Below are 23,986 nucleotides of genomic sequence, written 5' to 3' on the forward strand. Positions count from 1 at the left end.
GATAGTCTTTTATCACCAGCAACGAAAGACACTTAATTTACTTCAACCATGGAGAAAAAAATGAAAACAACAACTCTGCTAATGGCTGCATTAATCATTTGTTTCACCTCTGGAACCGTGCTCGCGGACAGTCACCGTGCTGATCGTAAAAAACGGGGTGAGCAACAAGTCGAGCGAGCCAGTACGGTTACAGCGACAACACGGCAGTATAAAACTACTTACCAGCAGGAACAACACCCAAACCGTCGTTTGGCAAAAAAACAACGTCAAGAACGTCGTTGGGCGAAAAAACAACGCCAAGAGCGTCGTCGCGACTATGTCGTCCAGCACGAAAACCATCGCCAGCCCCATTGGCAACAGTACTCAAAGCGTCACCACTACAATGATCGCTACCGTGATGATTGTCGCCAGCACAACACGTACCAAATCAGGTCGGCACGGCAGCACAGACAGGTTGAACGAATCATTGTTCCATTTCCACCGATTCCACGTGTCGTTCTAACATTTCCTTGGTAATAAAAAAGCCACCCTATGAGTTCTTGCTAGGGTGGCTTTTCTCTGTCATATCTCCTTCGGGCTATAGTGGCGTTTCAGCCAACCACTCAAACCATCCAACCCCGGAAACAACACTCGTTCGGTAATATTGGCCTGATCAAGCTTATCTCTAATTTCCCATTTCAGTTCAGCGGGAATAATGATTTTGTGCCACAATTTAGGGTGCCGAGTTAACCATTGGTCAAATAGGCAGGTTGGATCAGGCATGAGAGAGAACATGCCATATTGATTCACAATTCGATCATCAATTGAGGGCGGCTCAACAAACACGGCAAAGTTTTCAGGATCTAAGGCCATTAATTGATCAAGAGTGCTCACACTCTCGCTCAACATCTCCATCGTAAAGACGTTAGCACCCTCATCGTCAAGTTTGCTGCGAAGTTGCTGTGGTAATTGCTGATGAGCTAACATGTAATTCACTGCCCAAATCACCCCATCACAGTCATAGTGCTCAATATTTGCTGTTGCAAAATGCAATGCAATATAAGGGGAATAGGTCCAGTCAAGCAACCGAGTCGGTAAACCATGATGTTGTGCTAGCGACAGCCAATGCCAAATCGAATCACGTTCAACCATACTGCGATGCGCATATTTTTTAAAATTACGCATCAAATGGCGCTCTAGCGGTGCATAGTCACCACCTAGACGCATCAAAGTAGTCGCCAAAGGATATTCAACGTCTGAAAGACCACGAAATGTTAAACGTGACCGAAATCGGCCAATCTGATCATCCCACGAATCAGCAAATAATAATTCTTGAAGATCACACCAACTCTCTGCGCGTACTGCTGACATCACCCCTCCTTATAGATAGCAATGGATAGTTTACAACAACGTAACCATACTGACAAAACCACCACTATTATAAAAGTTTACAATGTGGCTAAACAGAAAAACATGATATAAACATAAAATTATTTACATTCAAGCGCTGGTGCAATTCAAAGGAGAAACCATGGATTTATCTCAACTCTTCGAGGTCGAAAAGATTATCCCATACCTCATTGATCAAATGGCCATTTATGGTCCTAAAGTAATTTCAGCACTGGCCATTTTCATCCTCGGTCGCTGGGCATGCAAAATCATCCGCAATACGGTCAAACGTGTGCTCAAAAAGAGTCAGGTTGATGAGTTGCTCATCTCGTTTGTCGGCAGTATCACCTATATGGGACTACTGGTCTTTGTCATCATTGCCGCTCTCAACCAATTAGGGGTACAGACCACCTCATTTGTAGCAATTATTGGTGCAGCGGGTTTGGCCATCGGTTTAGCACTACAGGGCGCTTTGTCGAACTTTGCCGCAGGCGTGCTGATGATTATCTTCCGCCCATTCAAAAGTGGGGACTACATTGAAGGTGGTGGCGTTTCAGGAGTCGTTGGTCAAATTCAGATTTTCACAACCGAACTCCTCACCCCTGACAACAAACTGGTAATCGTACCAAATGCAAATATGATGGGGAGCAATATAACTAACTATTCAGCCAAAGGAACTCGGCGAGTTGACCTTGTTATTGGTGTTGGTTATGGCGACGATTTAAGTAAAGTCAAACAGGTTCTACAGCACGTAATGGATGCCGAACAACGGGTATTAAAATCACCTCAAGTAACGATTGCGGTATCTGAGCTGGGCGATAACAGCGTCAACCTCGTTGTTAGGCCATGGGTGAAAACAGCAGACTATTGGGATATGTATTTTCATCTAACAGAAACCATCAAGGTGCGTTTTGATGAAGAGAACATCAGCATTCCATATCCCCAACGCGATGTTCACATGATCAATTAATCCGTGTCAAAACAACCATAAAAAAAGCCAGTTGCATCTGCAACTGGCTTTTTTTATTCACCAAGAATATTCAATATTATTGCCTTTGTTTTTTGAGCAGATAACGGCCAACCCAATTTTTAGCAAACTGGAAGGCTGTTCGTCCACAGCGCTTACTCTTATCGTGTGACCACTCAATGGCTTCACGCTCAAGCTCTTTTGACCAAGGGATCTCAATGCTCCGCTCACGAGCAAAACGCTCAACGCACAATTTCACCGCATCAAGGTAACGATCCTGTGAGAAAACATGAAACGGAACCCACAACCCAAAGCGGTCAGACAAAGAAACCTTCTCTTCCATCGCTTCGCTCTGCTGCAATTCACCTTTGACATATTTACCGCCAATGTGATCCCCTTCGTACTCCGGCAACAGATAACGCCGATTCGAAGTGACATAGATCAGCACATTTTCAGGCGCGGAATAAACGGAACCATCCAATGCACTTTTGAGCATCTTGTAACTCAGCTCACCTACCTCAAAAGTTAAATCGTCGCACAAAAGGATAAACCGATACGGCTCATTTTCAACAGCGGTAAAAATTTCAGCCAGATAAATTAAATCTTCTTTTTCGACCTGAATAACGCGCAACCCCTGTGGTGCAAACTCATTCAAAAGAGCTTTAACAATTGAAGACTTGCCCGTACCACGAGATCCCCACAATAACGAGTTGTTTGCGGGTAAACCAGCGAGAAACTGGTGGGTATTGTTGAGCATAATCTCTTTTTGCTCATCGACACCAAGCAACTCGTCTAGTCGCGTATCATCAGTAACTTTTACTGGCTCCAAAAAACCTGAAAAAGAGTGACGACGCCAGTTGGCAGCAGAGCAACAAGACCAATCTACGGCCTTAGCTGGTTTGGGGAGCAACTGTTCTACAGAACTCAAGACGCGCTCTAGTTGAGCAATCATTTCAGGTTTCAAATTCATATAAGAAGTCTCTTTCGTAATTAAGGGAATGCTGTCAGCGTTCGGACACTGCAACAAACGCTTGATCCAACGTACAAATAAATATTGTGGCTTTGTATACGTCACTCACCAACAACTGTCAAACGTAAATCAATAAAAATGGCACTAAAACGGAAAAAAACAAACAGGGTTATAATTCTGGCAGGTGTGAAACTCAAAGTGAAGCGGTAGTTAGGGAGGGGGGTGCACTGTGGATTAAAAATAATTTAAATTTACGGTGCAACCTATTGATCATAGATTGCACCGCAACATGCTGAATTAATCTAAAAGATTTAGCTTTTTCAAAACAATCTGTGATGCAATGAGGGAACTAATTATCACGCCAAACCAACCTGCTATCATTAAAAATACCATGTTATTCTCCTTAATATTTTTCGTCGGAACCTTCAACCAGAATATCCGCCTCAGTCAATTTTTTTGCATCCAGTAAACGCCAAACGTAGGCGACATAACCCAAGACAACAGGGATTGACAGTGCAATATAACTCATGGCTGTCAAAGTGTAATGACTACTTGATGCGTTAAAGATAGTCAAACTGCTTTGCAAATCAAACTTAGAGGGATAAAACGCCGTGTTGTTGTATCCGGCAATAGAGAACACTGATAATACAACGAGGACAGTACCAAGACCCGCAGGCCAAATCCCTTTACGACTACCCATAAAGCGTGTAGATACAACGCCCCAAACAACCAACACCAAACCAACAAGTAGAAATCCAAGACCATTGATCGGCATTGCTAACAAGTTCTCAAGGTACTTACCTTCTTGCATCGAGACGATCCCTGTCGCTGGATCAACGGCGAAGCCATCCATGACCAATAGACTAACGAGCACGTAAAGCAGGAACGGCAGCGCCCAGAGTAGATTGGTAAATGATGCTGCACGGGTACGTTCAACCAATGACGGGTGCTCAATATTATTATTGAGATACAACGCACCAAGTAAACGTGCCAAAAAGACAAGAAACAAGCCAAAGCAAAGGTTAAACAGACTAAATGCTGCTTCAATACCGCGACCGGGGTGTTGCCAGGTAACAAAGTTATAGTCACTCAGCACGAAATTTGACCCGGTGAAAAACGTACCCACGGCAATACCAATAAGCAGTACGCCCACAGTACCGTTAATCAACAAAAACACTTCGTACACTTTTGCACCGAGAAAATTATCGGGCTTGCGGCGGTACTCATAACTTACCGCTTGCAAAATAAAAGTGAACAGGATCAACATCCAGACCCAGTATGCGCCACCAAAGCTTGTGGAGTAAAACAATGGGAATGCCGCGAAAAAAGCACCACCGAATAAAACCAGTGTGGTAAAGGTGACTTCCCATTTTTTACCAAGGGAATTAATAATTAGCGACTTTTCTATCTCGGTACGGGCAACAGTAAATAACAACCCCTGCCCACCTTGTACAAAGGTTAAAAAGATAAACAATGCACCAACAATAGAAACAATTAACCACCACAGATGTTGTAGTTGTGAAAGATCTAAGCTTCCCATTTTTATTCTCCCTCCGGCCCAATTTGGATCTGTTTGAGCATGATCCGGATTTCAGCAATAAGCAACAGTGTAAAGACAGCCAAAAACATGAAAAATGTCATTTGAACCGTCGTGGTAGTTAAGTTTGTTCGTGCAATCGAAACAGGCAACAATCCTTGAATAGCCCACGGTTGTCGGCCTACTTCTGCCACAACCCAACCCGCTTCAGAAGCGATCCAAGAAAATAGGAAACCGAAACAGCTCAGACGTAAAAACCATTTTTGTTGTTGTAAATTATCTTTATATAAGAAGAATAAAATGGCCAGAAACAGCACAGGAAACAACGATCCCATAACAACCATAATGTGGAAGCTATAGAATACCAAAGGAACTGTTGGTACAATATCTTCTGGTTTACTTAAGTAACCATAGCCTAGATATTGCTGATTCTTATTGAATTCAACCAAAGCAATATCTGCCGCAGCTTGGTCCCCTTGTTCTTTTGCTTTCTTGTAGAGGGCGAGCTGGTGTATAGCCTTCTTGCCTATCACCATTTTTTCATCGGCACCAACAATACCGTGCTCTGCGTTACCGTAAACCAAATCATTGACCCCCGGAACGAAACTATTCAACTCACGGTTAGCCAATAATGACAGCAGATAAGGAACTTTGATCTCAAGTTGGAAGGCATCTTTATCGTCGCCCGCTTTTTTAGCTGGATTAACAATGCCAAGCATAACAAGGTCGGCATTGACTTCACCGTCCCATAGACCTTCCATTGCCGCCAATTTCATTGGTTGAACTTGAGCCGCAGTGTAAGCAGACTCATCACCAGTGAAGCCAACAAAAGCTGAAGCAATGATGCCAAATGTTGCCGCCACAGCAAGACTTTTTTTCGCCATATCAACATGGCGATTTTTAAGTAGATACCAGCTACTAATCGTAACAATAAATAAGCAGCCAACCAAAAATGAAGAACTCGTCGTATGAACAAAATGACTAATACCGACTGGTGAGAACAAAATCTCCCAGAAGTTTTCCATCTCAAAACGGGCACTATCGGGATTAAACGCCATACCAACAGGGTGCTGCATCCAACCATTGGCAACCAAGATCCATAACGCTGAGAAGCTTGAACCTATAGCAACCAACCACGTGGACAGAAGGTGAAAACGCTTTGACACACGGTTCCAGCCAAAGAACATCACCGCAAAAAAGGTCGTCTCGAGGAAAAAAGCAAAGAGTCCTTCGGCGGCCAACGGTGCTCCGAAGATATCGCCAACCATCCATGAGTAGTTTGACCAGTTGGTGCCGAACTGAAACTCAAGAATGATGCCTGTTGCGACACCGATGGCAAAGTTAATACCAAAGAGTTTCATCCAAAATTTTGTAATTGTTTTCCATTTTTCGTTACCAGTTTTGTAATAGATGGTTTCAAAAAATGCCAACAGGAAAGAGAGCCCAAGAGTCAGAGGGACAAAAATCCAATGGTACATGGCAGTGAGAGCAAATTGTGCCCTCGCCCAGTTCACTTGTGACAGATCAAGTTGTTCTAGCACAGACAACCTCCTTTGAGCGTTATCGTCCCGTAGCCGGGAGAGTAGCAATGTTATTCAAAACATGATCAGCACGCTGCTGGTCGGTTTCAAAATGAGTTTCAAGATAATTAGGGAAGAAGATATTTAGCAAAAGGAAAAATACCATCAACTTTAAAATGATGATTTTCCACAGCGTCTTACCTAAACGCATCGAACGAAAACCATCGACATAAAAGCGAAATATAGACTGAGCTGAAACCATTCTTCATTCTCCGATACGGGGAATTGATCAAACGTGCCGTAAACATGAGTAATGAAGTGACATTTAGCCACTCGATTACGATAAAACTTGCCCTATCTTACAAGTAAAGTAAAATTTGTCAATCAAATTACTACCAATTTTGTCATATTTGCTAAATGGTTGATTTGTTTAACAGTAACAATAACCACTCCCATCTAAACAAGAGTAAAATACCGCTATTTTTCATTCAGTTGTGGTGAGATAGGGCCAAGAACTGGCAACGGTGGCAGAATAATCTGCGGCTGTTGCCCTGTCAGGCTTTGCAGAAAGTCTGCGATGAGACGCTGCTGCTCAGGCGTAAGCGCTTTATCGAGTTGAGTATCGGCCATAACCGTAATGGCCTCGGTCAGTAACCATGCCGAACCAGAGTGGAAATAAGGAGCCGTCAAGACAACATTGCGTAATGATGCCGACTTAAAAACATAATCTTCTTGAACGGTATTGATGATCGCCCGCCGGCCATGATCATTTGAGGGACGATGCTTTGCAGCAGGAGCCTTCTTTACACCAAATTTGTAATAACCATTACCACCAACAGTAAGTCCCATATGACAACTTGAACAACCGGTGTCAAAAAACAAGCCTAGACCTTTCTTTTGATCGGCGGTGATACTTACAGAATTACCCTTTAAGAACAGATCAAAGGGGGCATTTGGAGTAATTAACGTTGATTCAAATGCTGCGATGGCTTCTCGTATGGTAGTAAAGCACAAAGGATTGTCACGATCAGGAAAAGCATTTTCAAACAACTCGACATAGCCCGGAACTGTCGATAACAAATGACATACAAGAGGGTCACTCGTTGCCATTTCAAGCTCGCCCGTCATTGGCCCTGCAGCCTGTTCAAAGAGCGTCCGTGCGCGGCCATCCCAAAATTGAGCGATCTGAAAGACACTATTGAAAACCGTCGGCGAATTACGCAAGCCAGTGCGGCCGCCATGGCCAATGGATGCAGGCAGACCATCAGCTCCACCAAGAGAGATATTGTGACAACTATGGCAGCTGACGTTACGGTCTTGCGACAAGCGAGGATCAAAGAATAATCGCAACCCTAGTTCGACCTTCTCTTCAAAATAAAAATCACCCTCGGGCGGCGGGACACTTTCAGGGATCGGATCAAAAACTTGCTGCGCTCTTGCCATCAAGGTCTGTTCAACCGGTTCAGCGCTTGCGCTCAGACTAAAGGCCAACAACATGGTCACTAGGGCAAATATACATTTAGTAGCGTGCATCATCTGGCTTGCCTCCTTGTTCCCAATCATACTGCTTAGCAGTAAAGTCTGGTCGAGGTTGATGGATGATAAAGTCCGCAACATCGTACGCCTGCTGAATTGACAACGTTCCCCCCGCAGAAAATGGCATATTGCGCTGAATGAAAGCGGCAGCCTTATGCAGGCGCGCCATACCAGCGGCAACGTTAAAACTACCTTCGCCCCACAAGGGAGGAAAACCATAAGGATAGCGCTGCGGCAACTGGGTTAAGCGCCCCTGCCCTTTTTCTCCATGACACACAGAACAACGTTGTTGAAAAATTTTCGCCCCCTGCTGCCGATTCGGCTGCGGGGTTTGTGCCAAGCGTGGCATCCCAATCCCATAAAGCTGCTTGCCATCTTTTACCCCAACCGACAACCACTCCATATAAGCGAGTATCGCAACCATTTCAGGGCTATCTGTGGCTGGAGCCTTACCATTCAGGCTGCGCATAAAACAACCTTGAATCCTTTGAGCTAAATCAACCTCACTACTTGATCGACGACTAAAGCGCGGGTAACGGGTCGTTACACCAACCCAAGGGCCAGAAAAGGCCACAGTACCGGCTTTTAGGTGACAATTGCTGCATCGCAATGAATTACCAGCATATTGTGGAAGTTGTTGTGGAGTATGGGTGACAAATTGACGACCAAGACGGATAAGATCGCCTGATTGGTCTTGGGGAATCGTATTTTCATCGGGGGGGATAAATGGAAGGGAGCCGGCGGCAGAATGGCCAACAAAGAGCAAGGTACTAGCCAAAGCAAGTACGACCACAACAAGATAAACACTGCGGTTTTGCACAACACCAACCATAACCGTCCCCCTGTAGACAAATAAGATTTGACTCATCTGTTAGTCTACGCGCTGCTTGCCGCCCCGTCAATGATGACCACGGATGTTTAACCCACGCAAAAAAAGCACCGCTACGACACAGGGCAAAGCGATTACTCTGCACAGCAAAAAGCTGGCAAAAAAGGTCATGACGCTGTTGCGTCAGTACACTATTTTTGTCAACCCAATCGCTCAGCTCTCGACAATAGCTTCCATTGGGCAGCTATCGGCACAAGAACCACAGACAATACAGACATCAGAATCAATTACGTAACGGAAACCTCCTGTTTGCGGCGCGAGTGCGGAGGAACACCCATTCGCGTATGCGAGCAAACCAAGAGTAACAAGCGGAGTTTGAATCAGAAATTTTCTACGACTGTTGTTCTGGCGTCCTTTCTTATCAATCACCTTTTTATATTTTTTGCAATGCAATTTGGGCAAAAAAGGGACACTATTGACAAGGTATAATCCACTATCGCTCTAGCAGACAAATTTCAGTCATTACCAAAATAACGGACGAACCAACAGTTTTTAACAATGCGCGAAACCCAACCTTGTCGGCGAACGCTTTGAGCTGTATTTTTTTGCCCTTTGAGGCTTTTCTTATAATTTTCATACCAGCAAGCAAAGGTTTGATCGTCGACCAAAATATGTTCGCTCAGCCATACGTTAAGAAATTTGCGTAGCTTGTTAATACGGTCATCATCCCAGGCTTGATCACTAGATAAACCTTCAGCTACGGTTAGAACAAAGCGATCATGGACCTGACGATGGTGATCTAATTCCGGATAATTGCTTTCTACCATCAGTTTTTGCTCGGTCGCAATGTGAGTAAACACAAAATCTGTTAACTCATCCAACGTTTCGTCAATAGTTTCAATTCCCAGATATTTCACGAGAGAAAAAAGATGCTGGTGTTGGCGATCAATTTCATCAATACCAGTATTGTACTCTTCTCGCCATTCAACAATGACACGTTGTGGGCTTAAATCAGCTGACATCATCCCCCCCCCTGATCGTACAATTTACTCAATGCGAAAATACACACTTAAGCCATATTCTAGTAAGAATATAATAAAGATTTGATTATCATATCTGGACGTCCGAAAAAGTCAAGGTAGCTATTAATCAACCCTGTTCAGTATCAAATACTGTGCTAGACAATGATCGGCTAACCCGATTATGTAGATGCCGAAGAGAAAGGAAACTATGTATATTTCAGCGTGGTTAGATATCATGGAGGCCGACAAGGTAGACTTTTCGCAGCTCGAAATATCATCGGAAATGACCTACGATGAAGACCCGGACGAAATCGTTCATTTTATTGAGATTGATCCATGCGGAATATTGTGTGACAAAAACCATCAGTACTCAACCGTTGAGCGCTTTGCCCGTTGGTATTACTGTCGAGGTCAGGATAAAAAGGCGGGTATCCATTCTAACCAAATGAAGTGGCGGCTGTTTACTCGAAACAAGCAACTTGCACTGCAAACGGCTAAAGAACACATCGAATAGCTCCCGCTATGGGAAAACCCAACGGGATACTGCCGACACAGTGGCAAAACTTGTATTGTCACATTTTTACTACTAAAATTCATCGGATAACCATTGATTATTGATCCGCTGATTTCTTACATGATTCGTTAACTCTGTTACACTTGACAGCATACTTAATTATCAACCTACGGCGCCTGCAATACAGGCGCTCTATTGTGGAGACTAAGTGATGCGAACGACACCACGACAACGAAGAAACTGCACTCAGACTATCATTCTGACCACTTCAGCCGCCCTCCTCGCCCTGTGCTTGCTCACTAGCTGCAATCAAGATCAAGGCACACCACGTCAAGCAGTCACTGCCGAAGCACTAGCACAGCAGGAATTAACGCGCCAAGGTCGTGAACTCTTCAACTCACGCTGTATTTCGTGTCATGGTCGTCAAGGCAATGGTCTTGGCACACGCAGCGGGCCATCTCTACAACGAACAGAGTTCACCTACGGCCACAGAAAAGCGGATATTTTGACAACACTGCGTAACGGACGCTCAGGTGGCATGCCCTCTTTTGCTGCAATATTCACCGAGCAACAACTCAAAGCGTTGACGGCTTATGTGCTGTATTTGAAAAAGTAACGGTTAAACAGCAGAGTCCAACTGAGGCGCAGTAAATACAAAACTCAACACCGTTGTCATTGAGTTCAGGGGCGAGATATAACGCTAATATTTCTCCATACCAACCACATTGAGAATCTGACCAGACAACCTCTGCGATGGAGTTAGAGTCAGGACTTCAAGCCCCGTTTCAGTCACCGCAATCGTATGTTCAAACTGGGCCGAAAGGGATTTATCTTTTGTACGCACGGTCCATTTGTCCTTCTTGTCCGTCACCACAGCATATTTGCCCATGTTGATCATCGGCTCAATCGTAAACGTCATCCCCGGACGGAGAACCACCTGAGCGCACTCACTGGTACGGTGATGAAGCACAGAAAAGTGTTCGTGAAATCCCTTGCCAATACCGTGGCCAGTATATTCTCGCACCACTGAATAACCATAGGATTGGACAAAAGGCTGGATGATATCACCAATCGTCGACAACAGCATTCCCGGCATCACTCCTTCAATCGCCATCACCAGTGCCCGTGCTGTCACCGCCACCAATTTACGTGCCTGACTGCTGACGGAACCGATCAGAAATGTCTCCGATGAATCGCCGTAAAAGCCATCGACAATAGTGGTCAAGTCGACGTTAACGATATCGCCATCCTTAAGAACTTCGGTCGCCGACGGAATACCATGACAAACAACATTATTGATCGATGTACAGAGTGATTTTGGAAAACCATGATAGCCAAGACAGGCTGGAATGTGGCCATTTTGGATGGTATAATCGTGGGCCAGAGTGTTAAGCTCTTCGGTACTGATCCCTGGCTTGACATAGGGGCGCAGATAGTCCATCAATTCACCATTAAATCCACCAGCGCGACGCATACCATCCAATTCCTGTGCAGTTTTAATCATTTTTTCCACCTCTTAATCCTCCTAGGGCAACCATGTGTGTACCCTCTATTCGTATCTTAAGGTGCCATCATGTCATCGACACCGCAGCACACCAGATTACGCTCATGCCAAGAGGATATCAATAATTTTGAGTCGTTGATTGGTACACATAAAAGCACTACACCTCATGCGAAAGAATTGATCATTCAAGCGTGGTTTTGAAAACTCGCCAAATGCGCTGACAGACAACCAAATTCCTTTTTTAGCCCCCAACCTGCCTACATGACCTAAGAATCAGAATGATTCTACTTAAGTTAAAGATAAAAAATAGTTCTAACAACCAACTCGGCAACGTATACGTTTGACCTTTATTCCCGCCGTTGGTAAAATCTATAAGTAACTGTTTTGTATACACTTTAACTGTCCCGTATACGGGTAGGAGTGACGATGTTTGAGGTTCTAAGTAACGAGACACTGGCCCCTAATTTACACCGCATGACGGTGCGTGCACCGCGTATTGCCGCAGCGCGTAAGGCGGGTCAATTTGTGATGATCCGCAGTGAACAAGGGGAGGAACGAATTCCGTTGACCATCGGTGATGCCGATAACGAGGCGGGAACGATTACCCTGTTTATTCAGGCTATGGGTGCGGGCACTCAAAAAATCGTCAGCCGCCAACCGGGGGAGTTTTTGCGCGATGTGGCTGGCCCGCTCGGGATGGCCACTGATATTGAAAAATGGGGTCGTGTGGCGTGTATTGGCGGCGGAGTTGGTACGGCGGTATTGTTCCCAATGGCCAAGGCGTTGGCCGACCTTGGTAACGAGGTCACCACAATTATCGGTGGCCGCTCGAAGCCGTATATTATTTTGGCGGATGAATTGGCCGAGTTTTCCACTGAGGTTCAAATCACCACTGATGATGGCAGTTTTGGCCAAAAAGGCTTTGTCACTACCGCTCTACAAACCTTACTAGATAACCCAGAGCGTTGCCCCGAAGCGGTGTTTGCTGTTGGCCCTGTGCCGATGATGCGCGCTATTAGCGAGCTGACTCGCCCGTATGGCATTAAAACTCTGGTGAGTCTCAATCCGATTATGATCGATGGCACGGGCATGTGTGGTGGTTGCCGAGTTCAGGTAGGCGGTGAGGTCAAGTTCGCTTGCGTTGATGGCCCCGAATTTGATGCTCATCAGGTGGATTTCACCAGCCTGATGGATCGCTTGACCATGTACCGCGAGCAAGAGAAAATTTGCCGACTCGATGAACAACTCAATGACGCGCTGTGTGTTAAGGAGAACGGACGATGACCAAAGCCATGTCCAATAAAGAACGATTGGCGATTCATCGGGTGCTAATGCCAGAGCAAGATGCTGAGCAGCGCAGTCGTAATTTTTCTGAAGTTAACCTAGGGTTGAGCGAAGAGCAGGCGATGCAAGAGGCACAGCGATGTCTCAACTGTAAGAATCGGATCTGTGTTCAGGGCTGCCCGGTGCAGGTATCGATCCCTGAGTTTATTACCGCTCTGGCCGAGGGGAATCTGGTGCGTTCAGCGCAGATTCTCCAGCACGATAATGCATTGCCCGCCGTCTGTGGTCGCGTGTGCCCACAGGAGAGCCAATGCGAAGCCAAGTGTGTTCACGGCGTCAAGGGTCAGTCGGTAGCTATCGGCTATTTGGAACGCTTTGTTGCCGATTGGGCGATGAGCCATGCCGACCAGCTCAATCCAGTGGTATTGGCCCCTGCTAGCGGTAAAAAAGTGGCGGTGGTCGGTTGTGGGCCCTGTGGTCTGACGGCAGCGGGAGAGCTGGCTAAAGCGGGTCACGCAGTGACCATCTTCGAGGCGTTACATGATACTGGTGGCGTATTGCGCTACGGTATTCCTCAGTTCCGTCTGCCGAAAGAGATTATCGATATCGAAGTGGCACGGCTACAACAGATGGGGGTGGAGATCGAGTGCAATGTCATCATCGGCAAAACCCTGACCATCGCCCAGCTCAAGGAGCAATTTGATGCGGTATTTATCAGTAATGGCGCGGGCCTACCAGCGATGATGAACATCCCCGGTGAAAGCCTTAAAGGGGTGTATGCCGCCAACGAATATTTAACCCGTATCAACTTAATGGGTGCAGGACAGAGCGAACATTGCTCCACTCCGGTACTGAAAGGCAAACGGGTTGCGGTGGTTGGCGCGGGCAACACGGCCATGGACTGTGTTCGTACTGCCCGTCGCCTAGGTGCCGAACGGGCGATGATTGTCTATCGCCGCAAAGAGGAGCAGATGCCGGCTCGGATCGAAGAAGTTCATCACGCCAAAGACGAAGGAGTTGAGTTTGTGATGTTGACTTCACCGCTAGCGGTGCAAGGGAGCGAAGATGGTTGGGTGACTGGATTGCGCTGCCAAAAGATGAAACTAGGTGAAGCCGATGCCTCGGGACGTCAGCGTCCAATCGCCATTGAAGGCGCTGAAGAGCTGCTGGAAGCCGACATCGTTGTCAACGCCTTGGGTACCCGCGCCAACCCGTTGTTAACCGCCACCGCCCCCGATTTACAGCTCAACGACTGGGGTAATATCGTTGCCGATGCCGTTGGCGCGACAAGTATTTCCGGCGTCTACGCGGGTGGGGATATTACCCGCGGCGGTTCGACAGTGATACTGGCTATGGGCGATGGCAAGCAATCGGCGGCGGCGATCCACCGTTACCTCGCCGCACAATAACCGCCCCCCCCCTTCCCACACCATACTCCGAAGGGAGGTTGTTGCATTCATCAACAACCTCCCCTCTTTTCAATCACCGTGCAATTGTTCCGCCTCACACTAGATCATAACAGCTAGGCTGACCGTTCAAACTTGCTCGGCATCACCCTACATCCGATGTCGAAGTGCCACTCAAAACCGTTATTTCCCTCTCAAACCAGTAATCATTCCAACAAAACTAAACAAAGTGTGCCATGGTGGCGAGCTTATCCATACTGACCGTATCCAAAGGGGTCACATACGAATTTAGCCCAGAACGCCGATTGCGAGTTTTTATATTTATGGTTTATGAACAAAGTACGGAGCTGAACTTATTACTGTGCAAGAGGTGTGGCGGGCGCTGCTGTCAGGGTAGCCCCGGGATTTGGATTGACCCACAACGTTTTTTTGATCTATTTTTTTCAGGGGATCATTTAAATGTTGAGCAATTAAGCAAACAATTACCACAAATGGGGATGGTGATGTGGGGGCTGTCAGGGGTACCCATCCCAGCACCGTTGTCATTGATGTCAGGCTGTGGGTTTCTTACCGTTGACGGTTGCCGCTTAACCGTTAGCGAGCGGCCGTGCCAATGCTTAGCGTTGATTCCGAACCAAAGCACCCTTGAACAGCAGCAGGGTTGCCAGTGTCAAACACCGGCTGAATCAAGCCGTGAGGTAGGCAATCAACTGTGGGCAAACTACTGGCTCACGGTTTAACGTGACCATTTAATGGATTAGCGCTGAGAAACCGACCAGTGCTTCGTCGATAAACCGTTGCACTAATCTTTGATCCTTACTGCCATCAGCAAGTTCAACTCCAGTATGTGTATCAACCCCAGCTGGCTTGACGACCATAATAGCTTCGCGCACATTGTCAGCATTTAAGCCACCCGCTAAAATTACAGGTTTCGGAGACAACTCAACAATTCTCTTACTAACCTGCCAATCATGAACTTTTCCCGTTGCCCCAGTGGCTCCAGTATTAGGGTCAAAAGTATCGGTGATAAAATAATCAACGTAAGCTGAATACTCAGTAACAGTGTTCAGCAGAAGCTCTTCACTACCCATTCCAACAATTAAGCTCTTAATGATTTTCAAATTGGGGAGTTTTTGTTTGAGTGCCTTAAGTTCAGCAATGTCGATTGCAGCGTGAAGTTGAACGACCCCCACATTTAATTGTTGTGACAGTTCAACAATTTCGTCAGCCTGATTCAAATAAGTGATCAACACGTTTTGACACCGCCCAGCGACACAATTTATTATTTTTGCCGCCTCGAACTCTGACACATCTTCTTTATGGTAATCCAACCTCAACGGAAAGCCAATATGGGTTGCCCCACACGATATAATCATCTCCGCTTCTGCCAAGCTGGATATTCCAGCAACCTGAATCATGTTTTCCATTTACAATCTCTCTCAGAACAAACGGGAAGAACAACCGTGTGATATTGGCTCACTGTTTAAATCAATCGACCCTTTTCACGCAGTTGCGCCCCGCCTCCTTGGCGGCATAGACACCACGGTCAGCCAGTTTAATCAACTCTTCGGGCTGTTTCATGGCACCGTTTTTTGTGGCAACGCCGACACTGATGCTACCGCACCATTCGCCATCACCAGATTTGACGGTAAGAGCTGCGATCTTTGCATGAATCTGGTTGGCAATACACAACACCCCCTGTTGATCCGTTGCGGGGCAGATAATCAAAAATTCATCGCCGCCGAGACGACAGACCAGATCATCAGTTCTCACCGTATTGCTCAATTCTTTTGCTAATAGCTGCAACATTAAGTCACCGGCATCGTGACCATAGTTATCATTGATCTGCTTAAACCCATCGGCATCAATCATCGCGCAAGACAGTGGTGTTGCGTTATTTTCTGACTCCTGCCACAATTTCCCCAAGAAGTGTATCGCTTGGCGCCGATTGGCTAATCCTGTCAGAGCATCGGTTAATGCCAGTTCTTGCAAACGACAATTCGCCGCCACTAATTCCTGAGTTCTCGCCGCCACTTTATCCTCCAAGTGGCGATTTAAATCTCGCAGATCATTATTTCGCTCTGACACCTGATGAAAAAGATTATTCAACGATTTCAGTAATAAATTGGTCCCCAGATTCCCCTCTTGCCCTTCAGAATCATACGCTTCAGCGCCCGACTTACCGCTAGCTACTGCATTACTTTGCCGCGCCAAGCTCATATCGGAACCGAGAATATGGTAAACAAGCCAGCTCATCAAAAAATTCAACAAATGTTCTGAGGCGTCCTGATCACCCGATGCCATCTCTTGATGAAGATCTAACACATCGTGTAAAAAGCCATGATGTTCTGCCACATGATATTTGATATGCCGTTTATCTACCCCCGTGGTTGCCATGAGGTTTTCTTCTTCAGAAAAATGGTATTGGGTATAAGAAACGAGTTCATTGAATATTGTTTCGAGATCGGCAAAAACCACTTTATCTTGAGCAATTAAGGCACCAAAATCATTTATGATGCTAAACAAGTGATAGTGTTGCTTATCTACTTCGTTCAAGCCCGTTTCGAAGCTCTTATCCCACTGAAAAACGTCCATAGTCATCTCTTTCATTGAAATTCAGGCAATTATCTGTATTTGAGCATTATTTACCATAAGATTTTGAGAGTAAATCTCTGTTTTCTTAATCTTTATCAACCGTTGTCGGTGAACCGCTTAAAAAAAATCCCCCCTTCCAGTAATGGAAGGGGGGAATTGGTACAAGTACGTTGCGACTTAATGTACTGCTGGCAACCGATCTGCAGGAACAACCCAGTTCAGGTCGTCAATAGGATTATCAACACCGGGATTAACAACGTCAGCTTCCTTGAGGAAGGTATCAGCACCTTCAACACTGTGACAGTTGTCACACATAGATTTGCTCTCTTTAGCGGTTTCGTTGATCAAAGGTTTTCTGGCGATGAGGTGCATCGCTGAAGAAGCAGCCCAAGCTGATTTCCAGTCGGGATCAGAATTATCAACAGGGATTGCATAACCTTCAAGCACAGTTGCGGTACCAATATGGGTCAACAGACCAAGCTTGCTGTCAGTTTTGCCTTTAACGGTCAAACCAAGCTTGACATATTCGATCATGTCTTCGGGCTCACCTGAAACAGCATGGCAGCCAACGCAGTTGTAGTATGGCTGAGTGTGACAAGCAAAACAGTCAAGTGAATCCATATGGTTGAGGTCGAGCACAGCACCACCTGTAACACCAGCATGTGGCGTTGTATGGCAATCCTCACAAGAAGTCTGAAGTACTGTCGTTAACGATGCCTCAACTGGACCCCTCTCGGTGGTGGTGGGGCCCTTGTAGTAGAGGGGACCGATTGTCATGTCCTCAGTATTACGGCCGTGAACTTCTTCAATTGCGGTGTGGCAATTGGTACACTCCATGCCGAACTTTACAGGATGGGCATCGCTCATCTCCCAGCCTTCGCCATTTTCCCAGTGACACTTCATACAGGTCTCTTCTGAGGACGGCTCAGCAACGAAGCGGTGATTTTCCATCAGCCCGCCAGCATCACTATCTTGAATCAGTGGACTAGAGACGTGGCAAGAACCACAGGTAGCATGGCAGGCCATACAACCGGTATCTGGCGCAGTGAAATAGGCGTCAAACGCCAGCTGTGCTGATTTTGGATCAACATCAGTCAGTGGTTTCAGACGCTTACAAGCCCCGTTAGCAATACCGCTGAGGGTAAAGTGAATGGATGCCTTAAAATTTTCAACCATCTTAGTGCCGTGGCAGCTGGCGCAGACATCACCACCGTCAGCAGTGGGGTTGGTCACGATAGCTTGGTGCCAATCGTTGATTGTTTCGTCGCTGTCGGTGTGACATTCAACACAGGCGAGTTTGCCGTGGGTGCCCATCACTTCTGCTTCAACGAGTAGACCGTTGGCGGTGTTTTCAATAGCAGCCAAAGCATTGAGGCTTTCGAGCAATGCATGATCATCAGCCGTCATGGCACTTTCTTCTGCTTCGCCCCACTCAATGGCTGTGGCAAGATCTCTGAGCGAGGTTAGGATGTCACGATCAACAGGATCATCACGGTCGACGCCTAATTTTGAATCTAGAGCGGTTTGGCTGGCGTGGCAGGCCAGACAGGTTTTGTTTTCTTCAGCACTATCGGTCGGTTGTTCAATGGCACCGCTTGAATCGGTACCACTAGAACCTTTACTTGAACCACAGGCGACAAGGGCCAGGGTCAGCAGGACAATCAGTGCGAGCTGGAGTGTCCGGACAATTGAACTACGCATGTTACCTCCTTCTTACGTGGATGGTGCAAAGTCTCTCTTGTATGAGAGGAGCAGAAACTCCGTGTCGGATGAGGAAATTCTCTCCGGTGGTCGTTCTGCGGGTCGGCAAATAGTTTGGTACCTAAATTGGTCACGAACAACCAATTTACTCCGTGTGAAAAAAAGAGATATCGGGGATATCCCGATATTGGTTGCGGTAAAACCTTATTTTTAACCAGAATGAATATGCGCCAATTAGGCACATAAACCTTTAATAAACAAAGAGATTTTCGGTGTGACCTAAAGTAATTAAATGGAACAAATAGCTCCGTATTTGAAGCGGTGAGATGAGAGGTCTAGGCAGAATTGAAAACCTGTTCAAGGCGCTATTCTGCCGAGAAGGCAAACGTTTATTGATCGTGTTCGACGTCTGACAGATAAGGATCACCCCATTAACAAAAAAAGCCCACCGTTACGGGTGGGCTTTGGGAATCAGGTGTTGAGTGTCGTTAAACTAATGGCACTGGCGACAGGTGCGACCGTTGCTGGCACGATAGTAACGACCATCCATATCGTTCCAATCTTTCGGATGGGGATTGATGCCGAGCCCACTGATGGCACTGTGACACTTGAGGCAGTTCTGTCCTTCGGGATGACAGGCTTGGCAAGTAGCTAAATTTTTACGCGCCTCGCGAGCATGGCTGTTCGACCATTCATGACTCGGCAGCACCGAATCAGTATGGCAGGTCTGACACTGGCTGTCATCGAAATTTTCGTGAGCAATGGTGTTGCCAGAAAGATCACTAAAGGTGCGCCGGTGCGATTTAAGAGCAAGATCCGCTGAGTTGAACGAGTCATGACATTCAACACAGAAGCGGTTTTCGTGACAACTGGCACAACGTTGTGGATTGGTGCGCGCCTCAATGGGGTGAGTGACAGAGAAGTCACTGCGGTGAACATTGGTGAGACTGTTGCTTGGTGAGCCCATTTCGTCGGCAAAACCGGCGCTGTGGCATTCAAGACAGTCGCTCTGCTGATGGCAGGCAGCGCAATTCACGGCGGAGCCTTTGGCTGCAGTGCGGTGACTTAGTGCCCAGTTGGTATCGTGACTGGTCAGGCCGGCAAAGGTAACATCGTCAATCAGATCTGATTCATGACATTCAAGGCAGATGGCGGTGTCAGGGCGGATGCTCTCGGCATCGGCGACATGACAGGTCAGGCACGGTTCGCCATCGAGATAGCTAAGATGCTCGCCGTGGTTAAACTGCTCGGCATTGACGGTGGAGAAGGTAAAGAATGTCAAGCCGACAAGTAATAATAGGGTCAATCGATTCATAGTGTAATTCCCTCCTAGAAGCGGACGTTGAGGCGAACGCGGCCACGGTAATATTCATCCCACAGATCGCTTTCTACACGCTCAAGCTTCGCTTGAACATTAATGGTGCGACTGATGGTGACAGTACCATCGACCCAAGCCCGGGAACTGGTGGTATCATCTTCATTGTCATCGATGTAGCGCTCTAAAACATCGAGATTGAGACCGGCGCCACATTGGAAGTAGCGGCAGATGACGGCAGAGCCGTAGATCTTAAAGCCTGCCAGATCCTGACCATCGGGATCACTACGCCAGATACCGGATAGATAGCCGGAATAGCGACCGGTGCGAATCTTTTCAATTCCCGCCTCAATGACATCGGCATCAGTATCTTCTTGATAGATCTCACGGGTATAGTTGATAAAACTACGCAGGCCATGGCCAAGACGGTAATCCGCTTCGACGAAGATCTCTTGATATTCGTTGACGGCAAAGACCGAGTAGATCGACGTCGATGAAAATACCGGCAGCGAGTAGAGATATTCGCCTCGTAACGACCAGTTGGCATTTTGGTGATAGCGCATGCCACCAAGGAAATAACTGACCGAGTTAGACAGGTAGTCGAACTGGGTTTCGCTGTACAGGTGCAGCATCTGGTTCAGGTCATAGTCAAGATCGAGACCGATCAGTTCGTTGGCCAGTTCGCTTTCGTCCCATTTTTGCAGGTAGGAGACGCCCAGTTGCAGCCCATCGAAAAAGGTGCCGCTTAACTCGATGCCATCGATCAAGTCTTCAGCATTGTAGCCTTCGTAGTAGGCCACATCGCCACCACCGAACAGGGTGACATCAAAGGGACCGAGACCGTGATAGGTCAGATGGAGGCCATCCATAATCGAGGCTCCAGCGCTAGTTGATATAAACTGTCGTCCTAAGCGCACATCCACAGCATCCCATAGCCCTTTTTTCTCTAAAAAGGCGTAATACAGGCGACTGTCGACATCTTCTTCGCTGGCAAGATCATCGGCAGCGCGGCCATAACCACGAAACGTGAGACCGTTGTCATCGATGTTGTTCACATTGAGGAGCAAGTATTGGTAAAAAGGCACCGCCGTCTCCTCGTCGGCGTTGTCAAACCATTCAATTTCTGTACTTGAGCGTCCTGATACTGAAAGTGCGTGTGCCGGGACGTTCATCCAAGTGAGTAGCAACGCTGCTACACAAAACCACATTCCATGCCGTGTTCTCATATTGCCTCCACAATAAATTAATAACGGCGATATCTTTGCACTGGTTCAGGATTATGAATATCGGGGATTCCCTGAATTTGATTGGCGAAAACCCTAAGATGGTAGCGAGAAAAGGGTTGAGAGGGAGAATATAGGTATAATCAGGCAAAGCTGTGGGTGTGATCAGGAGCTGGAAAATCACCCAGAGTATTGGTATCGGACGATTTCAGAGCATTTATGCATTTCAACCCCCATTCAGCAACAGGATCAGGTGGTTCAACAGAATGCACAGGTTGCCGATTAAGAAAAAGGCCCCGCAGAAGTGATCCTCTGCGGGGCCTTTTTAAAGCTCACACGCTATAACGAGTAGGTGTGACACGTTGAGCAATCGACCTTTTTCTCTAGGTGCTTTTTATGCACAACTTGAAGGTCAGACTCCGATTCGTATTCATGACAACTGGAACAGAGTACCGTGCGACTGGCAGTAAGCCCTGTTGGTGGCGTGCCATGGCACGAAGCACAATCGATTTGCTTATCGTCGACATGCTTACCATGCATCGACTGCCAGTTCATGTTTTTACTGCTGTGACAGAGGGAGCAGAGGTTGGTGCTCGGGAACTGATGGTAACCCAGCTCTGTAAACGGCAACATCTTGGTGCCATCAGCCGTCTGGCCACTACCGTCGTGGCATTCACTACAACTCGGAGCGTTTTCCTTCGGATCAACGCCGTGGGTGATCAGCATTTCAGCATAGGCATCAACCATCACGTAGTTGCCGACAAGTCCTTGATCCTGCATCCCGGCCTGAACCGCCTGATCAAAATCACCCGTCATAAACATACGCATAATTTTTGGCCCAACAATCTGACCACTTTCATGCAGCGCGGTATTGGTAAAATGGCGCTTGATCGGCACAATCTGCGACAAGCCATCAAAAGCACTACCTTTGGCCTTAGCCATAGCATAGAAGCCATTGGCTTCAGGGCTGATCTGCTCACCTAGATTGTAGACATACGAGGTGCCATCGAACCATGTGTAGTCGGGGCTAACATTGGCACGCTTAACTTCGTGACCGACCCAACCACCTTGACCGTTACAGAAGGCGGGATTCCAGTGTGGAGCCAACCAGTCGCGCGACATCTCTGTTGCTCCGCCTTTAGCGAAGGTACGGACATGGCAAACCTGACAGCTCAGTTGGCCTAGCGCATGGCGATTAATGGTAGCATCGCTGTGCGGCGCGGCATCGTGACAATCTTGGCAATTGGGCGTTGACCCTTCAGTGGTACGCAGATCGATACCACGGCCACCGACAAGATGGTCGCCGTCCCTGAAGTGGCAGTCGGCGCAGGCGAGATCCGCCCCCTGATTCGACATATGAATGTCTTCGTCATAGGCAGGATTGGCAGTACTGAGACCGATATCACCACGTTTGGTCCAATCGCCACCACCGGCTTTAGCGTGACAACGCAAACACGATTTTTTAGTTGGCAGGTGAACATTGCGAGCTAACTCGACCATCGTCGTGCCTTCGGGCATGGCGGCAAAGTTAGGCTCGTTGAGGTAATTGCCCTCTGCATCCTGAGCACCAAATTGATAGGTCTTTTGTTGACCAAGAATATCAACCACGGTTTCGGTGTTGCTCGGGTCGGCAACGGTTTTACGTTGATAGGTGTCGCTATGGCACATCAAACAGTCGACATCGTTAACATCAGGGGCATGCGGAGCGTTACCATCGGCACGTACATGACAGCCAAAGCAGGCACCACCAGAAGACATGGCGTAAGTACAGAAGGTATTGATGCCAGCGACCGCCTTGCCTAATTCTTCACCGTTGGTATTACTCAGATCAGGTGTTGGTCCAGACCACTTCATATGCAGGCTATTGAGCATTGAATTTGCCGCATCGGCATGGCAGGCGACACAGGTTGCAGGGCCATCATAAGAGCTGATGTCTTGATGGGTTCCGGTTGGGTTCGGTGGTTCAGTTGGACAACTGAGATCGGCACCAGAACAATCTTGATCTATGCCATCGCCACAGACATCAGAGGCGCCGGGATTGATAAAGAAATTATTGTCGTTGCAATCGCTACCGCCACAGGCAGCATCGGTGTAACCATCGTTGTCGTTATCTGGGCATTCCGTTGGCGGCGAAGTTGGATCGTCACTCTGTTCGACGACCATATTAATCTTTTTCGTGGTATCGCTATCACTGGTGTAGAGCTTACATTTTAGCTGCCAGCGCCCCGCCATCTCATCACTGGGAACATCATAGCGATAGGTAAACGTTGTGTCACCTTGCTGAAACATGGTGTCACTGTCGACCAGAGTTTCGCCGCTGGCATTTTTGATGATAATGGTGGCGAAACTCAACTCATCTGAAAAACCGATGCCAGTTGCCGTAACGTCAACGTGGCTACCGAGGGTGACGGGATCAGGGTTGAAGCTTACCTTAACCCGACTGCGACCAGCCAACAGTAACGATGGTGAACCACATAGGGCAATGAGTACTGCTGTTGATATGCATAACTTTATCGTTCGATTCATGTTTTCTCCACAAAGCATTGTTTCTCAGTTAGCAATGCTGTTTCAGGATATTGACCAAAAATTCATTGTTAGCAGCCTATCGGACTTCACATGGACCTACTGCGAAATAGCCTGATTTGGCCCATATTCCCGACAACTTTCGACAAATAGACCAGCTATTCGCTCTCAA

At 47.1% G+C, this 23,986-nt stretch carries 24 protein-coding genes; 8 read left to right on the forward strand and 16 right to left on the reverse strand.

The features are described 5' to 3' along the window. Nucleotides 1–60: 60 nt before the first annotated feature. The gene (locus tag ACZ5KY_RS14270) at nucleotides 61–516 is read left to right on the forward strand and encodes a hypothetical protein (RefSeq protein WP_464244565.1); all 456 of its coding nucleotides are present in this window, start codon (nucleotides 61–63) and stop codon (nucleotides 514–516) included. Nucleotides 517–561: 45 nt separating this feature from the next. Here the strand turns inward: ACZ5KY_RS14270 and ACZ5KY_RS14275 are convergent, their stop codons facing one another. Beyond that, complete coding sequence (locus ACZ5KY_RS14275) at nucleotides 562–1,350, reverse strand: FRG domain-containing protein (protein ID WP_464244566.1); 789 nt, start codon at nucleotides 1,348–1,350, stop codon at nucleotides 562–564. Between the two features lie 160 nt (nucleotides 1,351–1,510). Between ACZ5KY_RS14275 and ACZ5KY_RS14280 the strand changes: the two genes are divergently transcribed. Further along, nucleotides 1,511–2,338 carry a mechanosensitive ion channel family protein gene (locus ACZ5KY_RS14280; RefSeq protein WP_464244567.1) on the forward strand — a complete coding sequence of 276 codons (828 nt, stop codon included), beginning with the start codon at nucleotides 1,511–1,513 and terminating at the stop codon, nucleotides 2,336–2,338. A gap of 76 nt (nucleotides 2,339–2,414) precedes the next feature. On the opposite strand, the gene ACZ5KY_RS14285 is transcribed toward ACZ5KY_RS14280, so the two are convergent. The 6 genes from ACZ5KY_RS14285 to ACZ5KY_RS14310 form a co-directional block, all read right to left on the reverse strand. Beyond that, on the reverse strand, nucleotides 2,415–3,305 hold the full coding sequence (locus ACZ5KY_RS14285) for an ATP-binding protein (RefSeq protein WP_464244568.1): 891 nt from the start codon (nucleotides 3,303–3,305) through the stop codon (nucleotides 2,415–2,417). Between the two features lie 403 nt (nucleotides 3,306–3,708). Further along, on the reverse strand, nucleotides 3,709–4,845 hold the full coding sequence (gene cydB / locus ACZ5KY_RS14290; protein ID WP_464244569.1) for a cytochrome d ubiquinol oxidase subunit II: 1,137 nt from the start codon (nucleotides 4,843–4,845) through the stop codon (nucleotides 3,709–3,711). Between the two features lie 2 nt (nucleotides 4,846–4,847). Next, complete coding sequence (locus ACZ5KY_RS14295) at nucleotides 4,848–6,383, reverse strand: cytochrome ubiquinol oxidase subunit I (RefSeq protein WP_464244570.1); 1,536 nt, start codon at nucleotides 6,381–6,383, stop codon at nucleotides 4,848–4,850. 19 nt (nucleotides 6,384–6,402) lie between these two features. After that, entirely contained in the window at nucleotides 6,403–6,624 is a 222-nt protein-coding gene (locus ACZ5KY_RS14300; protein ID WP_464244571.1) for a DUF4492 domain-containing protein, read from the reverse strand. Nucleotides 6,625–6,839: 215 nt separating this feature from the next. After that, nucleotides 6,840–7,898: a cytochrome-c peroxidase gene (locus ACZ5KY_RS14305; RefSeq protein WP_464244572.1), complete on the reverse strand. Its 1,059-nt coding sequence runs from the start codon at nucleotides 7,896–7,898 to the stop codon at nucleotides 6,840–6,842. Beyond that, on the reverse strand, nucleotides 7,882–8,730 hold the full coding sequence (locus ACZ5KY_RS14310; protein WP_464244573.1) for a c-type cytochrome: 849 nt from the start codon (nucleotides 8,728–8,730) through the stop codon (nucleotides 7,882–7,884). Before ACZ5KY_RS14310 ends, ACZ5KY_RS14305 begins: the two co-directional genes overlap by 17 nt. A gap of 82 nt (nucleotides 8,731–8,812) precedes the next feature. Between ACZ5KY_RS14310 and ACZ5KY_RS14315 the strand changes: the two genes are divergently transcribed. Then, nucleotides 8,813–9,022 carry a hypothetical protein gene (locus ACZ5KY_RS14315; protein WP_464244678.1) on the forward strand — a complete coding sequence of 70 codons (210 nt, stop codon included), beginning with the start codon at nucleotides 8,813–8,815 and terminating at the stop codon, nucleotides 9,020–9,022. Here the strand turns inward: ACZ5KY_RS14315 and ACZ5KY_RS14320 are convergent. Both ACZ5KY_RS14320 and ACZ5KY_RS14325 read right to left on the reverse strand, forming a co-directional pair. Then, complete coding sequence (locus ACZ5KY_RS14320) at nucleotides 8,941–9,156, reverse strand: 4Fe-4S binding protein (protein WP_464244574.1); 216 nt, start codon at nucleotides 9,154–9,156, stop codon at nucleotides 8,941–8,943. The two genes, ACZ5KY_RS14315 and ACZ5KY_RS14320, sit on opposite strands and share 82 nt — an antisense overlap. A gap of 86 nt (nucleotides 9,157–9,242) precedes the next feature. Next, nucleotides 9,243–9,752, reverse strand: coding sequence for a bacteriohemerythrin (locus ACZ5KY_RS14325; RefSeq protein WP_464244575.1), 510 nt, complete (start codon nucleotides 9,750–9,752; stop codon nucleotides 9,243–9,245). A 205-nt stretch (nucleotides 9,753–9,957) separates the two neighbouring features. On the opposite strand from ACZ5KY_RS14325, the gene ACZ5KY_RS14330 reads away from it, so the two are divergent. Both ACZ5KY_RS14330 and ACZ5KY_RS14335 read left to right on the forward strand, forming a co-directional pair. Further along, a complete protein-coding gene (locus tag ACZ5KY_RS14330) occupies nucleotides 9,958–10,263 on the forward strand; it encodes a hypothetical protein (RefSeq protein ID WP_464244576.1) in 306 nt (101 codons plus the stop codon). A gap of 211 nt (nucleotides 10,264–10,474) precedes the next feature. After that, nucleotides 10,475–10,879 (forward strand): c-type cytochrome, encoded by a 405-nt coding sequence (locus ACZ5KY_RS14335; RefSeq protein ID WP_464244577.1) that lies wholly within the window; start codon nucleotides 10,475–10,477, stop codon nucleotides 10,877–10,879. An 84-nt stretch (nucleotides 10,880–10,963) separates the two neighbouring features. Here the strand turns inward: ACZ5KY_RS14335 and map are convergent, their stop codons facing one another. Beyond that, a complete protein-coding gene (gene map / locus ACZ5KY_RS14340; protein WP_464244578.1) occupies nucleotides 10,964–11,767 on the reverse strand; it encodes a type I methionyl aminopeptidase in 804 nt (267 codons plus the stop codon). A gap of 426 nt (nucleotides 11,768–12,193) precedes the next feature. On the opposite strand from map, the gene ACZ5KY_RS14345 reads away from it, so the two are divergent. The 3 genes from ACZ5KY_RS14345 to ACZ5KY_RS14355 all read left to right on the forward strand — a co-directional run bounded on the left by ACZ5KY_RS14345 (nucleotide 12,194) and on the right by ACZ5KY_RS14355 (nucleotide 15,197). Next, complete coding sequence (locus ACZ5KY_RS14345; RefSeq protein WP_464244580.1) at nucleotides 12,194–13,051, forward strand: sulfide/dihydroorotate dehydrogenase-like FAD/NAD-binding protein; 858 nt, start codon at nucleotides 12,194–12,196, stop codon at nucleotides 13,049–13,051. Beyond that, nucleotides 13,048–14,460, forward strand: a complete 1,413-nt coding sequence (gene gltA / locus ACZ5KY_RS14350; protein ID WP_464244581.1) for an NADPH-dependent glutamate synthase — start codon at nucleotides 13,048–13,050, stop codon at nucleotides 14,458–14,460. The genes ACZ5KY_RS14345 and gltA overlap by 4 nt, the downstream gene beginning before the upstream one ends. A gap of 320 nt (nucleotides 14,461–14,780) precedes the next feature. After that, nucleotides 14,781–15,197, forward strand: coding sequence for a hypothetical protein (locus tag ACZ5KY_RS14355; protein WP_464244582.1), 417 nt, complete (start codon nucleotides 14,781–14,783; stop codon nucleotides 15,195–15,197). A 9-nt stretch (nucleotides 15,198–15,206) separates the two neighbouring features. Here the strand turns inward: ACZ5KY_RS14355 and ACZ5KY_RS14360 are convergent, their stop codons facing one another. The 6 genes from ACZ5KY_RS14360 to ACZ5KY_RS14385 all read right to left on the reverse strand — a co-directional run bounded on the left by ACZ5KY_RS14360 (nucleotide 15,207) and on the right by ACZ5KY_RS14385 (nucleotide 23,817). Continuing rightward, nucleotides 15,207–15,884 (reverse strand): phosphoribosylanthranilate isomerase, encoded by a 678-nt coding sequence (locus ACZ5KY_RS14360; RefSeq protein WP_464244583.1) that lies wholly within the window; start codon nucleotides 15,882–15,884, stop codon nucleotides 15,207–15,209. Nucleotides 15,885–15,945: 61 nt separating this feature from the next. After that, nucleotides 15,946–17,052 (reverse strand): bacteriohemerythrin, encoded by a 1,107-nt coding sequence (locus ACZ5KY_RS14365; RefSeq protein ID WP_464244584.1) that lies wholly within the window; start codon nucleotides 17,050–17,052, stop codon nucleotides 15,946–15,948. Between the two features lie 177 nt (nucleotides 17,053–17,229). Next, the gene (locus tag ACZ5KY_RS14370; protein WP_464244585.1) at nucleotides 17,230–18,753 is read right to left on the reverse strand and encodes a hypothetical protein; all 1,524 of its coding nucleotides are present in this window, start codon (nucleotides 18,751–18,753) and stop codon (nucleotides 17,230–17,232) included. Nucleotides 18,754–19,246: 493 nt separating this feature from the next. Further along, on the reverse strand, nucleotides 19,247–20,068 hold the full coding sequence (locus ACZ5KY_RS14375; protein ID WP_464244586.1) for a cytochrome c3 family protein: 822 nt from the start codon (nucleotides 20,066–20,068) through the stop codon (nucleotides 19,247–19,249). 14 nt (nucleotides 20,069–20,082) lie between these two features. Continuing rightward, on the reverse strand, nucleotides 20,083–21,294 hold the full coding sequence (locus ACZ5KY_RS14380) for a hypothetical protein (RefSeq protein WP_464244587.1): 1,212 nt from the start codon (nucleotides 21,292–21,294) through the stop codon (nucleotides 20,083–20,085). 336 nt (nucleotides 21,295–21,630) lie between these two features. Continuing rightward, entirely contained in the window at nucleotides 21,631–23,817 is a 2,187-nt protein-coding gene (locus ACZ5KY_RS14385; RefSeq protein ID WP_464244588.1) for a MopE-related protein, read from the reverse strand. Nucleotides 23,818–23,986: the final 169 nt, after the last annotated feature.

The organism is Desulfuromonas svalbardensis (genome assembly GCF_055389415.1).